At 70.2% G+C, this 20,280-nt stretch carries 17 protein-coding genes and 1 pseudogene; 5 read left to right on the top strand and 13 right to left on the bottom strand.

Annotation, left to right across the window (positions count from 1 at the left end; genetic code table 11):
• Positions 1-3: 3 nt before the first annotated feature.
• Together ACSMXX_RS04430 and ACSMXX_RS04425 are read left to right on the top strand one after the other, a co-directional pair.
• A complete protein-coding gene (locus ACSMXX_RS04430; protein WP_473182725.1) occupies positions 4-1,431 on the top strand; it encodes a phytoene desaturase family protein in 1,428 nt (475 codons plus the stop codon).
• A gap of 169 nt (positions 1,432-1,600) precedes the next feature.
• Entirely contained in the window at positions 1,601-2,737 is a 1,137-nt protein-coding gene (locus ACSMXX_RS04425; RefSeq protein ID WP_473182724.1) for a glycerate kinase, read from the top strand.
• Between the two features lie 291 nt (positions 2,738-3,028).
• Here ACSMXX_RS04425 and pssA read toward each other — a convergent pair whose 3' ends face one another.
• The 10 genes from pssA to ACSMXX_RS04375 all read right to left on the bottom strand — a co-directional run bounded on the left by pssA (position 3,029) and on the right by ACSMXX_RS04375 (position 15,587).
• A complete protein-coding gene (pssA, locus tag ACSMXX_RS04420; RefSeq protein ID WP_473182723.1) occupies positions 3,029-3,880 on the bottom strand; it encodes a CDP-diacylglycerol--serine O-phosphatidyltransferase in 852 nt (283 codons plus the stop codon).
• On the bottom strand, positions 3,867-4,514 hold the full coding sequence (locus ACSMXX_RS04415; protein ID WP_473182722.1) for a phosphatidylserine decarboxylase: 648 nt from the start codon (positions 4,512-4,514) through the stop codon (positions 3,867-3,869). Before ACSMXX_RS04415 ends, pssA begins: the two co-directional genes overlap by 14 nt.
• 169 nt (positions 4,515-4,683) lie before the next feature.
• A complete protein-coding gene (locus ACSMXX_RS04410; RefSeq protein WP_473182721.1) occupies positions 4,684-5,898 on the bottom strand; it encodes an acyl-CoA dehydrogenase family protein in 1,215 nt (404 codons plus the stop codon).
• Between the two features lies 1 nt (position 5,899).
• Positions 5,900-6,424, bottom strand: a complete 525-nt coding sequence (locus ACSMXX_RS04405; protein WP_473184625.1) for a MaoC family dehydratase — start codon at positions 6,422-6,424, stop codon at positions 5,900-5,902.
• A 5-nt stretch (positions 6,425-6,429) separates the two neighbouring features.
• A complete protein-coding gene (locus ACSMXX_RS04400) occupies positions 6,430-7,416 on the bottom strand; it encodes an HpcH/HpaI aldolase/citrate lyase family protein (protein WP_473182720.1) in 987 nt (328 codons plus the stop codon).
• Positions 7,413-9,434 (bottom strand): protein meaA, encoded by a 2,022-nt coding sequence (locus ACSMXX_RS04395; RefSeq protein WP_473182719.1) that lies wholly within the window; start codon positions 9,432-9,434, stop codon positions 7,413-7,415. The genes ACSMXX_RS04400 and ACSMXX_RS04395 overlap by 4 nt, the downstream gene beginning before the upstream one ends.
• Entirely contained in the window at positions 9,427-10,833 is a 1,407-nt protein-coding gene (gene ccrA, locus ACSMXX_RS04390; RefSeq protein ID WP_473182718.1) for a crotonyl-CoA carboxylase/reductase, read from the bottom strand. The genes ACSMXX_RS04395 and ccrA overlap by 8 nt, the downstream gene beginning before the upstream one ends.
• 382 nt (positions 10,834-11,215) lie before the next feature.
• Entirely contained in the window at positions 11,216-12,733 is a 1,518-nt protein-coding gene (locus ACSMXX_RS04385) for a class I adenylate-forming enzyme family protein (protein ID WP_473182717.1), read from the bottom strand.
• A 183-nt stretch (positions 12,734-12,916) separates the two neighbouring features.
• On the bottom strand, positions 12,917-13,705 hold the full coding sequence (locus ACSMXX_RS04380) for a TetR family transcriptional regulator (RefSeq protein ID WP_473182716.1): 789 nt from the start codon (positions 13,703-13,705) through the stop codon (positions 12,917-12,919).
• Between the two features lie 97 nt (positions 13,706-13,802).
• Positions 13,803-15,587: a 3-hydroxyacyl-CoA dehydrogenase family protein gene (locus tag ACSMXX_RS04375; RefSeq protein WP_473182715.1), complete on the bottom strand. Its 1,785-nt coding sequence runs from the start codon at positions 15,585-15,587 to the stop codon at positions 13,803-13,805.
• Between the two features lie 390 nt (positions 15,588-15,977).
• Between ACSMXX_RS04375 and ACSMXX_RS04370 the strand changes: the two genes are divergently transcribed.
• The gene (locus ACSMXX_RS04370; protein ID WP_473182714.1) at positions 15,978-16,610 is read left to right on the top strand and encodes a HEAT repeat domain-containing protein; all 633 of its coding nucleotides are present in this window, start codon (positions 15,978-15,980) and stop codon (positions 16,608-16,610) included.
• Here ACSMXX_RS04370 and ACSMXX_RS04365 read toward each other — a convergent pair.
• Positions 16,588-17,181, bottom strand: coding sequence for a GNAT family N-acetyltransferase (locus tag ACSMXX_RS04365; RefSeq protein WP_473182713.1), 594 nt, complete (start codon positions 17,179-17,181; stop codon positions 16,588-16,590). The genes ACSMXX_RS04370 and ACSMXX_RS04365 overlap by 23 nt on opposite strands.
• A 150-nt stretch (positions 17,182-17,331) precedes the next feature.
• On the opposite strand from ACSMXX_RS04365, the gene ACSMXX_RS04360 reads away from it, so the two are divergent.
• Complete coding sequence (locus ACSMXX_RS04360) at positions 17,332-17,841, top strand: pyridoxamine 5'-phosphate oxidase family protein (RefSeq protein ID WP_473182712.1); 510 nt, start codon at positions 17,332-17,334, stop codon at positions 17,839-17,841.
• Positions 17,842-17,890: 49 nt separating this feature from the next.
• Here ACSMXX_RS04360 and ACSMXX_RS04355 read toward each other — a convergent pair.
• A pseudogene (locus ACSMXX_RS04355) lies at positions 17,891-18,320 on the bottom strand (RidA family protein).
• A gap of 200 nt (positions 18,321-18,520) precedes the next feature.
• Complete coding sequence (locus tag ACSMXX_RS04350) at positions 18,521-19,579, bottom strand: Rv2578c family radical SAM protein (protein ID WP_473182711.1); 1,059 nt, start codon at positions 19,577-19,579, stop codon at positions 18,521-18,523.
• 161 nt (positions 19,580-19,740) lie between these two features.
• Here ACSMXX_RS04350 and ACSMXX_RS04345 point away from each other — a divergent pair, with 161 nt between their 5' ends.
• Positions 19,741-20,184 carry an SRPBCC family protein gene (locus ACSMXX_RS04345; protein WP_473182710.1) on the top strand — a complete coding sequence of 148 codons (444 nt, stop codon included), beginning with the start codon at positions 19,741-19,743 and terminating at the stop codon, positions 20,182-20,184.
• Positions 20,185-20,280: the final 96 nt, after the last annotated feature.

The raw sequence follows: 20,280 nt of genomic DNA, 5'->3' as shown, positions 1-20,280 counted from the left end.
ACAGTGCCATCGATCCGTGACGCGGTCGTCGTCGGAGCGGGACCGAACGGTCTGACCGCGGCAGTCGAACTGGCCCGCCGGGGCTGGTCCGTGGAGCTGTTCGAGGCCAAGGAGACCGTCGGGGGCGGTGCGCGCACCGAGGAGCTGACACTGCCGGGCTTCCGGCACGACCCTTGTTCCGCCGTGCATCCTACGGGCGCGGTCTCACCCGCCTTCAACGCCATGCCTCTGGAGAAGTACGGCCTGGAGTGGCTGCACCCCGAACTGTGCATGGCCAACCCATTCCTTGACGGCACGGCAGCCGTGCTCTCCCGCTCCGTCAGCGAGACGGCGATCTCGCTCGGCGCGCGCGACGCGGGCACCTACCGCCGCATGGTCGAGCCGTTCCTCGCCAAGTGGGATGCCCTGGCAGAGGACTTCCTCGGCATGGGCTCCTGGTTCAACGGCCGTTTCCCGCAGAACCCGTTGCTGCTCGCCCGGTTCGGCCTGACGGCGCTTCAGCCCGTCAGTCTGCTCAACGTCCGTTTCCGCGACGAGAAGGCCCGTGCCCTGATGGCCGGCATGGGCGGTCACGTCATCGCGCCGCTGTCCACGCCCGCCATGAGCGGAGCCGCCCTGACCTTCGCACTGGCCGCGCACAAGGCCGGCTGGCCGGTCCCGCGCGGCGGATCGCAGTCCATCTCCGACGCCCTCGCCGCGTATCTACGCGCGAAGGGCGGCCGGATCCACACGGGTTACGAGGTCAAACGGCTCGACGACCTGCCCCCGGCCCGTGCCTACATCTTCGACACCTCACCCCGGGCGCTCGCCCGCATCGCCGGGCTGGGCAACGCCTACGACGGATTCCGCTACGGCGCGGGCGTCTTCAAGATCGACTACGCGCTGGACGGGCCCGTGCCCTGGACGTCCGAGGCGGCACGCCGCGCCGGCACCGTTCACGTCGGTCCCACCGCCGGCGCGATCGGCACGGCTCTCAAGGACGCCGTCTCCGGCCGCGCACCCGAGCGTCCCTTCCTGATCACCGCACAGCCGAGCCTCGTGGACGAGAGCCGCGCCCCCGAGGGCAAGCACGTCTTCTGGGTGTACGGGCATGTCCCGAACGGCTGGGAAGGCGACGCCACAGAGGCCGTCGAGGCCCAACTGGAGCGCTTCGCACCGGGGTTCCGCGACCGCGTACTGGCCCGTGCGACCGCCGGTCCGCCCCAACTGGCCGCGCGCAACGCCAACTACGTCGGCGGAGACTTCTGCGCGGGCGCCGCCGACGGGCTCCAGCTGCTCATCCGTCCGAAGCTGACGCCTCTTCCGTACAGCACCGCTCACCCCGCCGTCTTCCTCTGCTCCTCCTCGACGCCTCCCGGCCCAGGAGTGCACGGAATGTCCGGACATCATGCGGCACGTGCGGTCTGGCGGGAGCTGCGGCGGCGCTCCTGAGAGGCCGGCGGGCCGCCGGCCCCGCTTCGGCCCTTGACCTGGGATGCGAAATGGATGACCGAGCGGTGCCCTCTCGTTGCATAGCCCATGGTGGCGGGGCGCCCGTGGCGGATAAGGTCGCACCGGCGCGACTGCCTGTTCGAACATAAACAGACCCAGGGGCAGAACCATGACGACGACGGCGCGCGTACTGATCGCCGCGGACAAGTTCAAGGGATCGCTGACGGCCGTCGAGGTCGCCGAGCGGATCACAGCCGGGATCAGGCGGGCGCGGCCCGGCGCGAGCGTGGAATCGCTGCCTGTCGCGGACGGCGGCGAGGGCACGGTGGCGGCAGCCGTCGCCGGGGGCTTCGAGCGCCACGAGAGGGAGGTCACCGGGCCGCTGGGCGCACCCGTCACCGCGGCGTTCGCGCTCCGTGACGGCACGGCCGTGGTGGAGATGGCCGAGGCCTCCGGCCTCGAACTGATGCCCCCCGGCGTCTTCGCCCCGCTGACCGCCACCACGCGGGGCACCGGCGAACTGATCCTCGCCGCCGTCGAGGCCGGCGCCCGCACCGTAGTGCTCGGCGTCGGCGGCTCCGCGACGACGGACGGCGGCACCGGCATGCTCGAAGCGCTCGGCGCGCGCTTCCTCGACGAGGACGGCGACCCGGTGCCGCACGGCGGTGGCCCGCTGGTGGAGATGGTGTCCGCGGACCTCTCGGGGCTCGACGAACGGCTGGCGGACATCGAGGTCGTACTCGCCAGCGACGTCGACAACCCGCTCACCGGCCCGAAGGGCGCCGCGTACGTCTACGGCCCGCAGAAGGGCGCGGGGGAGCAGGACGTGAAGGTCCTCGACTCCGCGCTCACCCACTTCGTGCAGGTGATGGGCGAGTCCGTCGGGCCCCGCGCGGCCGAGAGCGCCGAGGCGCCCGGCGCCGGTGCGGCCGGCGGCATCGGCTACGGCGCGCTCGTCGGCCTGAACGCGACCTTCCGCCCCGGCATCGACGTACTCCTGGAGGTCCTGGGCTTCGCCGGTGCACTCGCGCGCGCCGACCTGGTCATCACGGGTGAGGGCTCGCTGGACGAGCAGACCCTGCACGGCAAGGCCCCGGCCGGCGTCGCCGCGGCGGCCCGCAAGGCGGGCAAGCCCGTCGTCGCGGTGTGCGGCCGCCTGGGCCTGGACAACAAGGCTCTCAAGGGCGCCGGCATCGAACGCGCCTATGCGCTCAGCGACTTGGAGAAGAACAAGGACCGCTGCATGTCGCAGGCGGGCCCCCTCCTGGAACAGCTCGGGGAACGCCTCGCGGAGGACCGCCTCTGAGGCGGGTACAACCGGGACGACCAGCGCCTCGCTCCGGCCGTCCGTCGACAGCGGCACGGTGATCAACGCCGGGCCGCTGTTGCTGTGTCCGCGTCAGAAGCCTCGACCGCCGTGACGGGGCGATGGCTTGCCGGTTCAGGCGGTGCCGGGCCAGGGCCCGGTGGACGCTCGAGGGCGGCAGGCCCAGCGGCCCTGCGGCCCCGCGTGCCGGACACGTCGCGCGTCGGACACCGCACAGCACTGTGGCCCGGGCGTGTACCCGGGCCACAGTGGCGCACGTTCGCGATCGGCTCAGCCCTGTGCGGCAGTACGCGCCTCGCGGCGGTTGTCGCGGAAGGTGTGCACGCGGCGGGCCGTCGCGAAGAGCGGGATGACCGCTCCCAGCACGACCTGCAGGGCACAGCCGGTCTGCAGCAGAACCTCGCCGCCCGGCGCGTCGAACGCCCATGCCGCAAGCAGCCCCATGCTCGCGACGATCCAGCCCAGCATCGCCACCGCGAGACGGCCCGTCGGCTTCGGGTATTCGACGCGGCTCACCATCAGCCACGCGACGCCCATGATCGCCAGCAGTGTCGGCACGAACGGCAGCTCCAGCAGCACGATCGAGACGACGGTCAGCGCTCCGAACGGCCCGGGCATGCCCTGGAACATCCCGTCGCGCATCGGTACGCAGGAGAATCTGGCAAGCCGCAGCACCACCGCCAGCAGCACCACGATGGCGGCCACCACGGACACATGCTGATTCGCGTCGTTGGCGACCATGCCCCATGTGGCGACGAAGTAGGCGGGGGCCAGTCCGAAGCTGATGAGGTCGGAGAGGTTGTCCAGCTCCGCGCCCATCGCCGAGCTGCGCAGCTTCCGCGCGACCAGCCCGTCGAACAGGTCGAAGACGGACGCAAGGAGCATCAGCATCACGGCGGTGGCGGCGCTGTGCCGCGCCATTCCGCCGTCCTCGCTGCCCGTCAGATGCGGGATGAGGACACCGGTGGTCGTGAAGTAGACCGCCATGAAGCCGCAGGTGGCGTTGCCCAGTGTGAGAGTGTCCGCTATCGACAGCCGCGTGGAGAGCGGCATTTCGTCGTCGTCCGCCTCGGCCTCGGCGACCCAGGCGGCGGCCTGCGTATCGGGATCAATCACGGTCAAGACGAGTCACCCCCGCGGTGGTGGCCTGGCCGACCTCGACACCGGCCTCGACTCCCTCGGGGAGGTAGACGTCGACGCGGGAGCCGAAGCGGATCAGCCCCACGCGGTCGCCCTGTTCGACCTTGCAGCCCTGCGGCACGTACGGGACGATCCGCCGCGCCACCGCACCGGCGATCTGGATCATCTCCACGTCGCCGATCTCGGTGTCGAAGTGCCAGACGACCCGCTCGTTGTTCTCGCTCTCCTTGTTGAACGCCGGTACGTAGCCGCCGGGGATGTGCTCCACGGAGGCCACCGTGCCCGCGAGGGGAGCGCGGTTGACGTGGACGTTGAGCGGGCTCATGAAGATCGCGACGCGGGTGCGTCCGTCGTGCCACGGCATGATGCTCTGCACCACGCCGTCGGCCGGGGAGATGACGCGCCCCTGCGTGATCTCACGCTCCGGGTCGCGGAAGAACCAGAGCATGCCCGCTGCGAGCGCCGTCGCCGGTACGGCGACCGCGGCCGCTCTCTTCGACCGGCGGGCGCGCAGGAGGCCGACGGCTGCGGTTGCCACGGTCGGCAGAAGCCACGGCGACGCTCCGCGCGCGATACGGACTCGTCCGCGGGGTGCAGAGGATGGGCTGTGGGGCATGTATGACCTTCGTAGCGGAGGGAGCCGCGGCTGTGATTGGGGGACGACGGCTTTCCGGGATGTTAGCGGTAACGGATGGCAACTGGCCAAGCCAGTGCGGCAGTCCGTGCCCTCAATCCCGGTCCGGGATGTCGTCCTGACTCTCAGGAAAACATCCCGAAAAGGGACATCACCCCTGGAAGCGATACTCCTCCAACAGGCGGCGGCCTACGATCATTTTCTGGATCTCGGCGGTTCCTTCACCGATCAAGAGCATCGGCGCCTCACGGTAGAGGCGCTCGATCTCGTACTCCTTGGAGAAACCGTACCCGCCGTGGATGCGAAACGCGTCCTCCACGACCTCCTTGCAGTACTCGGAGGCGAGGTATTTGGCCATTCCGGCTTCAAGGTCGTTGCGCTGACCGGCGTCTTTCTTGCGTGCCGCGCCGACCATCAGTGCGTGGGCGGCTTCGACCTTCGTGCCCATCTCGGCCAGCTTGAATTGAATGGCCTGGTGCTGGGCGATCGGCTTTCCGAAAGTGTGCCGTTGCTGTGCGTAGTCGATGCCAAGCTCGAAGGCACGTTGTGCGACTCCGCAACCACGGGCCGCCACATTGACGCGGCCGACTTCGACTCCGTCCATCATCTGGTAGAAACCGCGTCCGGTCTCGCCTCCGAGCACGCGGTCCGCGGGGACGCGCAGATCCTGCATGATGAGCTCGGTCGTGTCGACGCCCTTGTAGCCCATCTTGTCGATCTTGCCGGGGATCGTGAGCCCGGGGCGCACCTCGCCGAAGCCGGGCTCCTTCTCCACCAGGAACGTCGTCATCGACTTGTGCGGAGCTGCGTCCTCGGGGTGCCCCTCGTCCGTACGGCACAGAACGGCGACCAGCGTCGACGAGCCGCCGTTCGTCAGCCACATCTTCTGGCCGTTCAGCACGAAGCCGCCGCCGTCCCCGCCCTCGCGTACGCCCTTGGACGAGATGGCCGAGACGTCCGAGCCGAGGCCCGGCTCCGACATGGAGAACGCGCCGCGCACCTCGCCCGTGGCCATCCGCGGAAGGAAGTGGTCCCTCTGCTCCTGCGTGCCGTGCTGCTTGAGCATGTACGCCACGATGAAGTGGGTGTTGATGATGCCCGAGACGCTCATCCAGCCGCGGGCGATCTCCTCGACGCACAGCGCATAGGTGAGCAGGGACTCACCGAGACCGCCGTACTCCTCGGGAATCATCAGGCCGAACAGCCCGAGTTCCTTGAGGCCTTCGACTATCTCCGTCGGGTACTCGTCGCGGTGCTCCAGCTCCGTGGCGACCGGGAGGATCTCCTTGTCGACGAAGCTGCGGACGGTGGAGAGGATCTCCTGCTGGATCTCGGTGAGACCTTCGGTCTGTGCGAGCCGTCCCATCTCACTTCCCTCCCTTGTCCGGCGCTTCACGCAGCTCGGGGCGGCCCGGCTGCTCTCCGCCGCGCTCCTTGATGTACGCCTCCGTGGGGACCATCACCTTGCGGCGGAAGACGCACACGAGCGTGCCGTCCTGCTTGTACCCCTTGGTCTCGACATGCACGATCCCGCGGTCGCTCTTCGACTTCGAGGGGATCTTGCCGAGGACGGTCGTCTCGCCGTAGACCGTGTCGCCGTGGAAGGTCGGCGCGACGTGCTTGAGCGACTCGATCTCCAGGTTGGCGATGGCCTTCCCGGAGACGTCCGGCACGGACATGCCCAGCAGCAGCGAGTAGATGTAGTTGCCGACGACGACGTTCTTGCCGAAGTCGGTCGTCTGCTCCGCGTAGTTGGTGTCCATGTGGAGCGGGTGGTGGTTCATCGTGAGCAGACAGAACAGGTGGTCGTCGTACTCGGTCACGGTCTTGCCGGGCCAGTGCTTGTAGACGTCCCCGACGGTGAACTCTTCGTAGGTGCGGCCGAATTGCATGTCGCTCACGCCTCCGGTGCTTCGAAGGACTTCGTACGCTTCATGCCGGCTGCCCGGCCCTTGCCCGAGATGACCAGCGCCATCTTGCGGCTGGCCTCGTCGATCATCTCGTCGCCGAGCATCGCCGAGCCCTTCTTGCCGCCTTGCTCGGACGTGAAGTACTCGTAGGCGTCCAGGATCATCTCCGCGTGGTCGTAGTCCTCCTGCGAGGGCGAGAAGATCTCGTTGGCGGCCTCGACCTGGCCCGGGTGCAGCACCCACTTGCCGTCGTAGCCGAGAGCTGCGGCACGGCCCGCCACCTCGCGGAAGCCGTCGACATTCTTGATCATCAGGTAGGGGCCGTCGATCGCCTGGAGGTCGTGCGTGCGGGCGGCCATCAGGATCCGCATCAGGATGTAGTGGTAGGCGTCCGCCGGGTATCCGGGCGGCTGTTCGCCCACGACGAGGGACTTCATGTTGATGGACGCCATGAAGTCAGCGGGGCCGAAGACGATGGTCTCCATCCGCGGTGAGGCGGCGGCGATCTCGTCGACGTTCACCAGGCCCTTGGCGTTCTCGATCTGCGCCTCGATGCCGATGCGGCCCACCTCGAAGCCCATCGTCGTCTCGATCTGCGTGAGCAGCATGTCCAGGGCGTGGACCTGCTGGGCTTCCTGCACCTTCGGCAGCATGATGCAGTCGAGGTTCTGCCCGGCGCCCTCGACGACGGTGATGACGTCCCGGTAGGTCCAGTGCGTCGTCCAGTCGTTGACGCGTACGACCCGTGTCTTGCCGCTCCAGTCGCCCTCGTTGAGGAACTTCACGATGGTGTGCCGGGCGTCCGGCTTGGCCAGCGGCGCACACGCGTCCTCCAGGTCGAGGAAGACCTGGTCCGCGGGGAGGCCCTGCGCCTTCTCCAGGAAGCGCGGATTGCTTCCGGGCACGGCCATGCAGGAGCGCCGAGGGCGCAGACGGCGGGATGCCTGGCCGGTGTCCGGCGACGGGGCTGTCATGCGGGGACCTCCAGGGGGTCGAGCTTGTTCGCTGTGCGGATTTCGTTGACGATACGGCCGATGATCTCCGTGATGCCGAAGTCCTTCGGCGTGAAGACCGCCGCGACTCCGGCCTCGCGCAGCGCGGCGGCGTCGGCCGAGGGGATGATGCCGCCGACGATGACCGGCACGTCGTCGGCGCCCGTGCGCCGCAGCCGCTCCAGCACGTCCGGCACCAGCTCCGCGTGCGAGCCGGAGAGGATGGACAGGCCGACGCAGTGCACGTCCTCGGCGACGGCGGCCGAGGAGATCTGTTCGGGCGTGAGCCGGATGCCCTGGTAGATCACCTCGAAGCCCGCGTCACGGGCCCGTACGGCGATCTGTTCCGCTCCGTTGCTGTGCCCGTCGAGGCCGGGCTTGCCCACCAGCAGGCGGAGCTTGCCGACGCCGAGTTCGTTGGCGGTCAGCTCCACCCGGCGCCGTACGTCGGCGAGCGTGGAGCCCTGCTCGGCGGGCACCGCCACCGGCGCGCTGCTGACGCCGGTGGGTGCGCGGAACTCGCCGAACACCTCACGCAGGGCGCCGGCCCACTCCCCGGTGGTGACGCCCGCACGGGCGCACTCCAGCGTCGCCTCCATGAGGTTGGCGTCGGTGGCGGCGGCGTCCTTGAGCCGCTGGAGGGCCGTGCGGGCTGCCGCGTCCGGCGACTCGTCCCGGGTGGCGCGCCAGCGCCCGACGGCCTCGGCGACCTGGGCCTCGGTCGCAGGGTCGACGGTGTGGATCGCCGTCTCCAGATCGGCGGTGAGCGGGTTCGGCTCGGTCGACTCGTAGCAGTTGACGCCGACGATCTGCTCCTCGCCCGACTCGATGCGGCCGCGCCGCTCCGCGTGCGAGGAGACCAACTGCGACTTCAGATAGCCCGATTCGACGGCCGCCATCGCGCCGCCCAGCTTCTCGATGTGCTCCATCTCGGCGAAGGACGCCTCGACGAGCTCGCTCACCTTCGCTTCGACGACGTGTGAGCCGGCGAAGAGATCGTCGTACTCCAGCAGGTCGCTCTCCAGGGCGAGGACCTGCTGGATGCGCAGCGACCACTGCTGGTCCCAGGGCCGCGGCAGGCCCAACGCCTCGTTCCAGGCGGGCAGTTGGACGGCGCGGGCGCGCGCGTCCTTGGAGAGGGTGACGGCAAGCATCTCCAGCACGATCCGCTGGATGTTGTTCTCCGGCTGAGCCTCGGTCAGGCCCAGGGAGTTGACCTGCACGCCGTAGCGGAAGCGGCGCTGCTTGGGGTTCTCGATGCCGTACCGCTCGCGTGTGACGCGGTCCCAGATGCGCGTGAAGGCCCGCATCTTGCACATCTCCTCGACGAAGCGGACGCCGGCGTTGACGAAGAAGGAGATCCGCGCCACCACGTCGCCCATCCGCTCCTGCGGCACCTGCCCCGAGTCGCGTACGGCGTCGAGCACGGCGATCGCCGTGCTCATCGCGTACGCGATCTCCTGGACCGGCGTGGCGCCGGCCTCCTGCAGGTGGTAGCTGCAGATGTTGATCGGGTTCCACTTGGGGATGTGGCTGACCGTGTAGGCGATCATGTCCGTCGTCAGACGGAGCGACGGTACCGGCGGGAAGACGTGCGTACCCCGCGAGAGGTACTCCTTCACGATGTCGTTCTGCGTCGTCCCCTGGAGCTTGGAGATGTCGGCGCCGTGCTCCTCGGCGACGACCTGGTACAGCGCCAGCAGCCACATGGCGGTGGCGTTGATCGTCATCGAGGTGTTCATCTGCTCGAGCGGGATGTCCTCGAACAGCCGCCGCATGTCCGCGACATGGGAGACCGGCACGCCGACCCGGCCGACCTCGCCACGTGCGAGGACGTGGTCGGGGTCGTAACCGGTCTGCGTCGGCAGGTCGAAGGCGACCGAGAGCCCGGTCTGGCCCTTGGCGAGGTTGCGCCGGTAGAGCTCGTTGGAGGCCTCGGCCGTGGAGTGGCCCGCGTACGTGCGCATCAGCCACGGCCGGTCCTTGGCTCGCTCAGGCATGCTTGCCGTTCCGCGCGCCGCCGGCGTCCGCGTCCCTGCTGTGCTTGTCGGTCCGCTCGCCTTCGGCATCACGGAACAGGTTGATCGAGCCGACGTGCTTGGCCCGCTTCTCCTCGTCGCGCACGCCCAGGCCCTCCTCGGGGGCCAGCGCCAGAACGCCGACCTTGCCCTGGTGGAGGTTGCGCTGCACGTCGTGGGCTGCCTGGCCCGTCTCCTCCAGGTTGTATGTACGGGAGAGAGTCGGGTGGATCTTGCCCTTGGCGATGAGCCGGTTGGCCTCCCACGCCTCGCGGTAGTTGGCGAAGTGGGAGCCGACGATGCGCTTGAGCGACATCCACAGGTAGCGGTTGTCGTAGCTGTGCTCGTAACCGGAGGTGGAGGCGCAGGTGACGATCGTGCCGCCCTTGCGGGTGACGTAGACGCTGGCGCCGAAGGTCTCCCGCCCCGGGTGCTCGAAGACGATGTCGACGTCCTCGCCGCCCGTCAGTTCGCGGATCCGCTTGCCGAAGCGCTTCCACTCCCTGGGGTCCTGGTTGTGCTCGTCCTTCCAGAACTTGTAGCCCTCGGCGTTCCGGTCGATGATCGCCTCGGCGCCCATGCGGCGGCAGATCTCCGCCTTCTGGTCGCTGGAGACCACGCAGATCGGGTTGGCGCCGCCGGCGAGCGCGAACTGCGTGGCGTACGAGCCCAGTCCACCGCTCGCGCCCCAGATGAGGACGTTGTCGCCCTGCTTCATCCCGGCCCCGTTGCGGGAGACGAGCTGCCGGTAGGCGGTGGAGTTGACCAGGCCGGGGGCCGCGGCCTCCTCCCAGCTGAGGTGGTCCGGCTTGGGCATCAGCTGGTTCGATTTGACCAGTGCGATCTCGGCGAGGCCGCCGAAGTTGGTCTCGAAGCCCCAGATGCGCTGCTCGGGGTCGAGCATCGTGTCGTTGTGGCCGTCGGCCGACTCCAGCTCTACGGAGAGGCAGTGCGCGACGACCTCGTCGCCCGGATTCCACTTGTTCACGCCCGCGCCCGTACGCAGCACGACGCCGGCCAGGTCGGAGCCGATGACGTGGTACGGCAGGTCGTGGCGCTTGGCCAGCGGGGAGAGGCGCCCGTAGCGCTCCAGGAACCCGAACGTGGACATGGGTTCGAAGAGCGAGGTCCACACGGAGTTGTAGTTGACGGAGGAGGCCATCACGGCCACCAGCGCCTCACCGGGCCCCAGTTCGGGCACCGGCACCTCGTCGAGGTGCAGGGACTTGCGGGGGTCCTTCTCCCGGGACGGGAGGCCGTCGAACATCTCGGCCTCGTCCTTGTGGACTGTCACCGCGCGGTAGGACTCCGGGAGAGAGAGGTTCGCGAAGTCTTCGGCGGTCGTGTCGGACGCGAGGATCGCGTCGAGGATCTTGTTCACGGTAATGCCTCCGGCGAAGCGCTGAGGAAGGAGACGCTTTGAGGGTCGTCGGGTATGAGGCAGAGCCGTCGGTTCGGCGGGTGATGCTGTTGGGGCGCTGGTGAGCGCGGTCGCCTGGTGACGCAGGCGTCCGGGCACGGACGTGTGTGGTGCCGTTGGGACAGCGCCCGGACACCGACCAAGGTATGACACCCAGTGCCAGGACACAAGACACTGCGTGCCAAGGATTTCTCAAATGTTTCCGGGGCGTGCACGCATGAGCACTCGCCCGGCTATGCGCTGTGTGTCCGGCCGGCGGCTCGCCCCGTGCTCCGGACCTCGGGGCCTCCGGGCTCCGGCTTCTGCACGGCTCAGGCGCGCGCAGCGTCTGCCGGGTGGGGAGCTACGTCCCCTGCGCCGCCGACTCCTGCAGGTCGTGGTGGGAGGTCTTGCCGCTCGCGGTGAGCGGCAGCGAGTCGAGGAAGTGGATGCGGCTGGGCAGCTTGTACTCGGCGATCCGCCCGCGCAGGAACGCCGTCAGGCCGTCGGCCGTGAGTTCGCATCCCTGCCGCAAGACGACGAAGGCCACCGGAACCTGGCCCTCCTCGGAGTCGGCGGCGGCGACGACCGCCGAGTCGGCCACGTCCGGGTGTTCGTCGATCGCTGCCTCGACCTCTCCGGGAGTGATCTTGGACGTGCGCCGCACGATCAAGTCCTTGATGCGGTCCCGGAACCACCAGACCCCGTCGGCGTCCTGCGAGCCCATGTCACCGGTGTGCAGCCATCCGTCCGTCAGAGTCCGCCGAGTGAGCTCCTCGTCGTCCCAGTAACCGCTCATCAGCATCGGGCCACGTACGAGCAGTTCGCCGCTCTCCTCGTCCGTGCGCAGCTGTGCGCCGCCGACGGGCGCGCCGATACAGCCGCCCCGGCCGGTTCCGGGATCGCGCTCGACGGTGAGCCAGATCGCCTCCGTCAGGCCGTAGCCCACGCCGACGGGCAGCCCTGTGAGGGCCGTGACGTCGCGCTGCAACGCGCCGGGCACGGTCTCGCCGCCCGCGTAGACGCCGCGCAGCGAGGAGAACCATGCGCGCTCCGCCCGCGGCTCGCGTGCGAGCTGGGCCAGGACGTCGACGTGGGTGCAGATCAGGGTGGGCCGGTGGGCGAGCAGTCCCGAGACGTAGTCGTCCAGTTCGAACCCGTCGTGGAGGACGGCCCTTCCGCCGGCCATGAGGGTGCTCAGCGTCTCGATGAACCCGCTTACGTGGACCAGCGGATCGCACACCTGCACAACGTCGTCGGCCCCGATGCCGCCCATCGCCTCGGAGGTGCTGGTGAGCATGGCCAGGGCCGAGCGGTGGCTGTGCACGACGGCCTTCGGTTCGCCGCCCGAGCCGGAGGTGAAGAAGAGCGCGGCGGGCCGGTCAGGACCGGGCGGCGGCGGAGCGCCTCCGGGGCGGGAGGTCAGCGGAGCGAACGGTTCGTAGCGCTCGCCGTGCCCGCCGTGTCCGTTGTGCCCGACGTGCCCACCGCGCCCGGTGACCAGGACGCGGACGCCGGCCAGAACCGTCGGGTCCACGCCGTCGAGCCGGTACGCGCGGCTCTCGTCGACGATCAGCCAGCGGGGGCGTGCGCGCCTGAGCGCCCGCTCGACCTCGGGTGGCGCGTAGCGCGTGTTGAGCGGTGCGGCGACGGCGCCCGAACGGAAGCAGGCCAAATACGTCAGGACCGCCTCGGGACAGTTCGGCAGCATGAACGCCACCCGCTCGCCCGCCAGTTGGTCCATTTCCGCCGCCAGGGCGCCGGTCGCGGCGGCGACGTCGCCGTACGTCCAGTGCCGTCCTTCGTGTACCAGGGCCGTCGGCTCGGGCGGACGGCCTTCGAGCAGGCGGCTGAGCGGGGGCGCGGCGACATTGCGGGGCATGACGACCTCCTCGGGCCTTTCCAGGCCGGTCACGCCTTCCGGCTTCCCCGCTGACGCCCGATATGCCAGGGAATCTCCGGATGCCCCCACCGAGTGTCCGGAGGTGTGCGGAGCGTCCTCAGGGGCGGGACCACCCGGCCGCGAGGCCCAGGGGGCTGCGCTCGGTCAGCGCCCGCGCGCGGCTCAGTCCCGGAGCGCCTGCTCGATCGTGCGCATGATCTCGCCGATGGGTGTGTCCGTGCGGGCGACGGTGACCAGCACCTCGTCCTCCCGGGTGGTCTCGGCGCCTCCGCCGCCCGCCGCGACCCCGCCCGGTTCCGGCGCGGCGAGGCGGTTCGCCCCGAAGCCCGTACCGAAGGTCCTGCGTACGATCGCGAACGCGTGGTCCAACTGCGCCTCCACGTCGCCGACTCCGCCGCTGCGCAGCCAGCGCCGCAGCACGTGGTTGTGCGCCGTGACGACCGCGGAGGCGGCCACCTCGGCGAGCAAGGGGTCGTCGTCGCCGTCGCGGTGGGCCGCCTCGTCGAAGTGGCCCAGCAGATAGCGCGTGAAGAGCCGCTCGTACCGTGCGACGGAGGCGATCTCGCGCTCGCGCAGCGCCGGCACGTCACGGGTCAGCTTGTAGCGCTCGACGCTTCCCTTCGGGGACGCCGCGTACATCCGCATGACTTCCTTGATGCCCCGGCACACCGTGTCGAGAGGGTTCTCGTGGGACGGCGCGGCCTCCAGCACCGCCTGGGCCCGCACCAGCGTGTCGTCGTGGTCGGGGAAGATCGCCTCTTCCTTGGCACGGAAGTGCCGGAAGAAGGTACGGCGGGCCACTCCGGCCGTCGCCGCGATCTCGTCCACCGTCGTCGCCTCGTAACCCTTCGTCGCGAAGAGTTCCATGGCCGCCGCCGCCAACTCGCGGCGCATCCTGAGGCGCTGGGAGGATGCGGCAGGCGAACGGGACGGCTTCGCGGAGTCTGACATGCGGGGAACGTTACATGCCGTGACGGACTCGGGGGGCGGGCTGCCGCCCGGCGGCTCAAGCAGCCCGCCCCACCGGTTGTCCCGCTTCACAGAAGCGTCACCGCCGTGCGTACTCGCGGAAGCCCCGCCCCGTCTTGCGGCCCAGGCACCCAGCCGCGACCAGGTGTTCCAGCAGCGGCGCGGGCGCCAGACCCGGATCGCGGAACTCCCTGTGCAGCACCTGCTCGATGGCGAGCGAGACGTCCAGGCCGACGACGTCCAGCAGTTCGAAGGGCCCCATCGGGTAGCCGCCGCCGAGCCGCATCGCGGCGTCGATGTCGTCGAGCGAGGCGTAGTGCTGCTCGACCATCTTCACGGCGTTGTTGAGGTACGGGAACAGCAGCGCGTTCACGATGAAGCCCGCACGGTCCCCGCAGTCGACGGGGTGCTTGCGTATCGCCCCGCACACCTCGCGCACCGTGGCGTGGGCCTCGTCGCCGGTCAGCACCGTACGCACGACTTCGACGAGCTTCATCGCCGGTGCCGGGTTGAAGAAGTGCATGCCGATGACGTCCTGCGGACGGGACGTGGCGCGGGCACAGGCCACGACCGGGAGGGAGCTCGTGGTCGTGGCCAGCACGGCACCGGGCTTGCACACCTTGTCGAGGGTCCCGAAGAGCTCCCGCTTGACCGCGAGGTCCTCCGCGACGGCCTCGACGGCCAGGTCGACGGCGGACAGCGCGTCCAGCGAACCGGCCGGGGTGACGCGGGCGAGTGCCGCGTCGCGGTCCTCCTCGCTCATCCGGCCCTTCTTCACGGCCCGTTCGAAGGACTTGGCGATACGGGCCTTGGCGGCCTCCGCCTTCTCCTCGCTGCGTGCCGCGAGCACCGTGTCGTATCCGGCCTTGGCGAAGACCTCGGCGATGCCGCTGGCCATCGTGCCCGATCCTGCGACCCCCACGGCGGAGACGGGACGGCCGGGCGTACGGGCGCTGCCGCCGTCCGGGGTCTCGGAGTCGGCGATGGTGACGGACGAACCGGGCGCGTCGTAGGAGTAGAAGCCGCGGCCGGCCTTCTGGCCCGTCAGACCGGCGTCGCTGAGCTGCCGGAGGATGGGCGCGGGGGCGTGGAGACGGTCGTGGGAGTCGGCGTACATGGCGTCGAGCACGGTGCGTGCCGTGTCTATGCCGATGAGGTCGAGCAGCGCCAGCGGACCCATCGGGAGGCCGCATCCGAGGCGCATGGCGCTGTCGATGTCCTCGCGGCTGGCGTAGCGCGACTCGTACATCGCCGCGGCCTGGTTGAGGTAGCCGAACAGCAGCCCGTCGGCGACGAATCCGGGCCGGTCGCCGACCGCGACGGGCTCCTTGCCCAGCTCCCGGGCCAGTTCGGTCACCGCGGTCACGGCCTCCGGCGAGGTGAGCACCGAGGAGACGACCTCGACGAGCTTCATCGCCGGCGCGGGGTGGAAGAAGTGCAGCCCCAGCACGCGTTCGGGGCGGTCGGAATCGGCCGCGAGGCGGGTGACGGAGAGCGCGTTGGTGCCCGTGGCCAGGATCGTGTCGGGCTTCACGACGGTGTCGAGCGCGGCGAACACCTGGCACTTGGTGTCGTAGTCCTCCGGCACCACCTCGATGACGAGGTCCGCCTCGGCGGCGGCCTCCAGTTCGCTGTAGGTGCGGAAGCGGGCGAGTGCGTCCCGCCGTTCGTCCTCCGTCATCCGCTCGCGCTCGACGGCGCGCGCGGTGGAGGCCTCGAAGGCGGCGGTGGCGTGCCGTGCCGCGGCTTCGCTGATGTCGATGCCGACGACTTCGCGGCCCGCGCGGGCGAGCACGTCGGCGATGCCGGTGCCCATGGTGCCGAGGCCGACGACGGCGATGGTGTGCAGAGGCGGACGGTCCATCACGGGACTCCTCTGTGTGACGACTGACGATGAGGGTGTGCCGTGCCGCGCGCACGGCTCGGAGCCGGGCGCGGCGACGGGCAGGGAAAAGAGGAAGCGGAAAGCGAGGAAGAGAGAAGCGAAGAGGAAGTCGGGAGGAGAGACGGGTCTGCCGGCCCTGTCCCGGGGCCGTTCCGTACTGCGCGGTGCCGCCCGGGCGGAGCCGCGGCGATGCGTACGCCACGGGCCCGGACCCCCGCCGAACCGACTTCACTCTCAGGCGGCTGCGTCACCAGGCCGCCTGAGCGGGGGTGCCGCTCTGACGAGCAGCTTAACTCGTGGGTAACCAATGCGCCAGGGGTATGGCACTTCCAGGGCTGTGGGACGGAGCACGTGGGGGAGGGAGCGGAAGTGGGCGACGCATTCCGATCGTTGATCGATCGCGTACGGGCGGAGGCTGACCCCGTCGAGTACGAGCGGCTGGTAGCGCTCGCCAGGGAGGACACTCCTGCGGCGCGCGACGAGCTGGCGTCCGTACTGGCGGAGAGCCAACGCCCGTTGTGGGCGCGGGAAGTGGCGGCGTTCGCCCTCGGCAGCGCGGGGGACAGGCGCAGCTTCGAGACGTTGATCTTCATGCTGAACTACCGCGATCCCGTGCGCTGTGCCACTGCCGCCCACGCTCTGGCACGCCTGCGCGACCCCCGTACGGCGCGTGCCGCCGCGGCCCTCGCGACGAACGAACTGCGCACCGGTTACGCGCTGCACGCCGTGCGGCTGCTCACGGCGTTACGGGCGCCGGAGTCCGTCCCCACGCTGATCTCCGTGCTGCAGCGGCTGCTGATGGGGCCCGTGCACTACTGGCCCATCGCGGAGGCCTGCGTACAGGGCTTGGGCGCGCTGGGCGACCGGCGCGCGGTCGCGGTGCTGGGCGCGGCGGCCGAGCACCACCGGCTGTCGCCGTTCGCGAAGGCGGCGCTCGCGCGGATCCCGGTACAGCAGGGGAGAGCCCGCAGAAGACCGGTCAGACCGCACCGCTGTCCGTGAGCGGCTGCGGCGGCAGCGGCGGCCGGGGCGGTGCGAGCGGCCGCGTGTAGTGCACGATCGGGATCTGCGTGCCGTGGCCGTCGATGTCGAAGGTGTCCTCCGTGCCGTCGGTGGTGAAGCCGGCGAGTTCGTAGAAGCGGCGGGCGCGCGCGTTGCCCTTGAGCGTCCACAACACGACGCGTGTGAAGCCCCGTTGGGCGGCGCGTTCCAGGCAGGCCGTCGTCAGGGTCCGGCCGAGGCCCGTGCCGAGCAGGCCCGGCCGCACGTAGATCGCGTAGAGCTCCGCGACCTCGGTCGCCCGCGGTACGGCGTGAGTGTGTGCGCCACCGGGCCGGTCGGGGCCGATGGCCGCCCAGCCGGAGACCGTGCCGTCGGCGCTCTCGGTGACGAGGTCGACGACCGTGCCGTCCGCCCTCGCGAACCTCTCGCGCCCGCGGGCTGCGTCCTCCTCCACGGACATCGCATCGAGGAACGGACGCGGCAGCAGATCCGCGTACGCCGACTGCCATGCCCGCACCCGCAGTTCGGCGACGGCGCCGACGTCCGCCGCGGTCATGTCCCGTACGCCCATGAACGGATGGTGGCAGAGCCGGAAGCGCATCACGACGGGTTTTCGCGGGGGTGGGCGGGTGCGGTGTCCGGCCGGGTGCCGCGCACCTCCTGCGGCGCGCCCGGCGCAATCCGGACAGCAGATGTCGGGAATCGGCGCCAGCATGAGCGTATGACAGAGAGATGGGCGGCCTTCCGTGCCGCCGAACCCGAGTTCGCCGACCTCGTACGGGCCCGCTTCGGGGCCTTCCAGCACCACGTGCTCGCCACGCTGCGCCCAGACGGCTCGCCCCGCCTGACCGGTCTGGAGGGCGACTTCCGCGGCGACGAGCTGTGGCTCGGCATGATGATCGGCTCCCGCAAGGCCCTCGACCTCCGCCGCGACCCGCGCTTCTCGATGTACGCGAACCCCGGCACGGGCACCGGCATGAGCGGTGGCGACGTCCGCGTCTCGGGGCGTGCCGTCGAGGTGACCGCTCCGGAGGAGTTCGAGCGCTACGCGGCCGGTGCGGCGCAGGGCGAGGCGCCGGAGCGCTTCCACCTCTTCCGGGCCGAGCTGTCGGAGGTCGTACGGATCACCATCGAGGAGCCGCACATCGTCTTCCAGGTCTGGCACCCGGGCCGCCCGCTGCGCACGATCCGCCGCGAGAACGAGGACAGCACGGTGTACGAGGACGCGTGAGCGGCCGCCGCCAGGAGTGAGCAGCCGCCGCGGGCGTGAACGACCGCGGCTATGCGGGCACGACCGCGAACGCCTCGACCTCCAGCAGCAGATCCGGGTGGATGAGCGAGGCGACCTGAACCGCCGTACTGGCGGGCGGCCGGGTCACGTCGATGCTGGGGGCACCTCCCGAGCCGCCAGGCTCAGGGGGAATCAAGCGCCTCGCGGACGGCGGGCAGGATGCCGACGTCGGTGGTGAAGAACGTGAACTTCACGACGTCGTCGAAGCCGGCGCCCGCCGCGGCGAGGCAGCGGCGCAGATTGGCGAAGACCTGTTCGGCCTGTGCTGCGGGGTCGCCGGGGCCGACGACGTCGCCGTTCTCGTCCAGGGCGATCTGCCCGGAGACGGCGACGAACCGGCCCTCGCCCCACACGACGTGGCTGTACCCGTTGCCCGGGGCTACGCCATGCGGGGCCCTGATGTGAGTGAGTTCGGACATGGAGGGATGCTCGCGCCCCGGGTACGGCGGCGCGAGCGGTTTTCGGCCGCCCGCACCGTTGCGGACGCCGCCTGGTGCCCCTCCCGGCAAGCTTTGCCCTGTCGCGCCGCCCTGCACGCACTCCCCAGGGGGCACCTCCCGGGCCGCCAGGCCCAGGGGGACTTCGGCCGGGGGGAGGGCAAACATTGCCGGTCACGGCACTAGAGCAGCGTCAACTGCGTGCAGTGCGGGGCGTCGGGCTCCTCCGCCTGCGTCCTGCCGGTGTCAGGTGCTCTGTCGGGGTGCACCTCGATGCGGCGGTGGGTGCCCGCAGAGGCGGGGCCGATGCCGTACTCGTCGGCCAGTTCGTGGACCTGCCGGGTGATGCGGCGCTGGTACCACTTCGGGGCGTACGCGCCGTCCGCGTACAGCCCTTCGTAGTGCCGGACCAGGCCGGGGTGGTGCTTCGCGAGCCACTGCATGTACCACTCGCGTGCGCCGGGCCGCAGATGCAGGGCGAGCGGGGTGACGGAGGTGGCTCCGGCGGCGGCTATCGCCCGCACCGTGGTGCGCAGTTGGGCCGGCGAGTCGCTGAGGAACGGGATGACGGGTGCCATCAGCACGCCGCAGGGGATGCCCTGGCTGCTGAGCGTACGTACGACGTCGAGCCGGCGTTCCGGCGCGGGGGTGCCCGGTTCGACGGTGCGCCACAGCTCCTCGTCGGTGAATCCGACGGAGACCGAGATCCCGACGTCCGTGACGGCTGCCGCCGAGCGCAGCAGGTCGAGGTCGCGCAGGATGAGCGTCCCCTTGGTGAGGATCGAGAAGGGGTTGGTGTAGTCGCGCAGCGCCGTGAGGATGCCGGGCATCAGGCGGTAGCGGCCTTCCGCGCGCTGGTAGCAGTCGACGTTGGTGCCCATCGCGATGTGCTGGCCGCGCCAGCGGCTCGACCCGAGCTCACGGCGGAGCAGCTCGGGGGCGTTCACCTTGACGACTATCTGGGAGTCGAAGCCCGCTCCGGTGTCGAGGTCGAGATAGCGGTGTGTGCCGCGCGCGAAGCAGTACACGCAGGCGTGCGAGCAGCCGCGGTACGGGTTGACCGTCCATTCGAACGGCATGCGGGAGGCACCCGGCACGCGGTTCACGACCGATCGCGCGCGCACCTCGTGGAAGGTGATGCCCGAGAACTCAGGGGTGTTGAACGTGCGAGTGACCACGTCGGTGCCGAAGAGGGCGGGATTCACCGCCGACCCGTCGCCGCTCAGATTCTCCCAGCGCATGGACCCTCCTCGTGCCTCGTGCTGTTCGTACGCAGAGAATAGAACATCTGTTCCCACGCACTCTGTCAAGCCGATTTGGGCCCCGGTCCGCGGGGTGATTGGGTTGCTTGGCGCCTGGGCCCGAGGGGCGCAACTGATGTGCCGATGAGCAGGAGGACCAAATGGCGCAGGTCGAGTCGAACACCCATCGCGAGATCGCCGCGGAACCCGAGGCGGTGCGCAGGGCTCTCGCCGACTACAGCGAGACCCGGCCGAAGCTGCTGCCCGGCCACTACAGCGAGTACGAGGTGCACGAAGGCGGCAACGGCGCGGGCACCGTCGTGCACTGGAAGATCCAGGCCACCAGCAAGCGGGTCCGTGACTGCCTGATCGACGTCACGGAGCCGGCCGGCGGGGAGCTGGTCGAGAGCGACCGCAACTCCTCGATGGTCACGACCTGGCAGGTCGCGCCGGGTGCCGGCGGAGGCGCCCGCGTCACCGTGAAGACGACCTGGCAGGGCGCAGGGGGCGTCGGGGGCTTCTTCGAGCGGGCCTTCGCGCCCAAGGGGCTGGCCCGTATCTACGACGAGATGCTCGTCAAGCTCGCAGCCGAGACGGAGAAGTAGAAGAGGGACGGTGCGGGTGGGCGGCCGCAGGGCCGCTCACCGGATCGGGTGGTTTTCGCGGTGGGACGGGCTGCGTGCAGCGGAACCCGTCCCACC

This window comes from Streptomyces sp. DSM 116795, from assembly GCF_055792905.1.
This window is presented reverse-complemented; position numbering and strand designations above follow the sequence as displayed.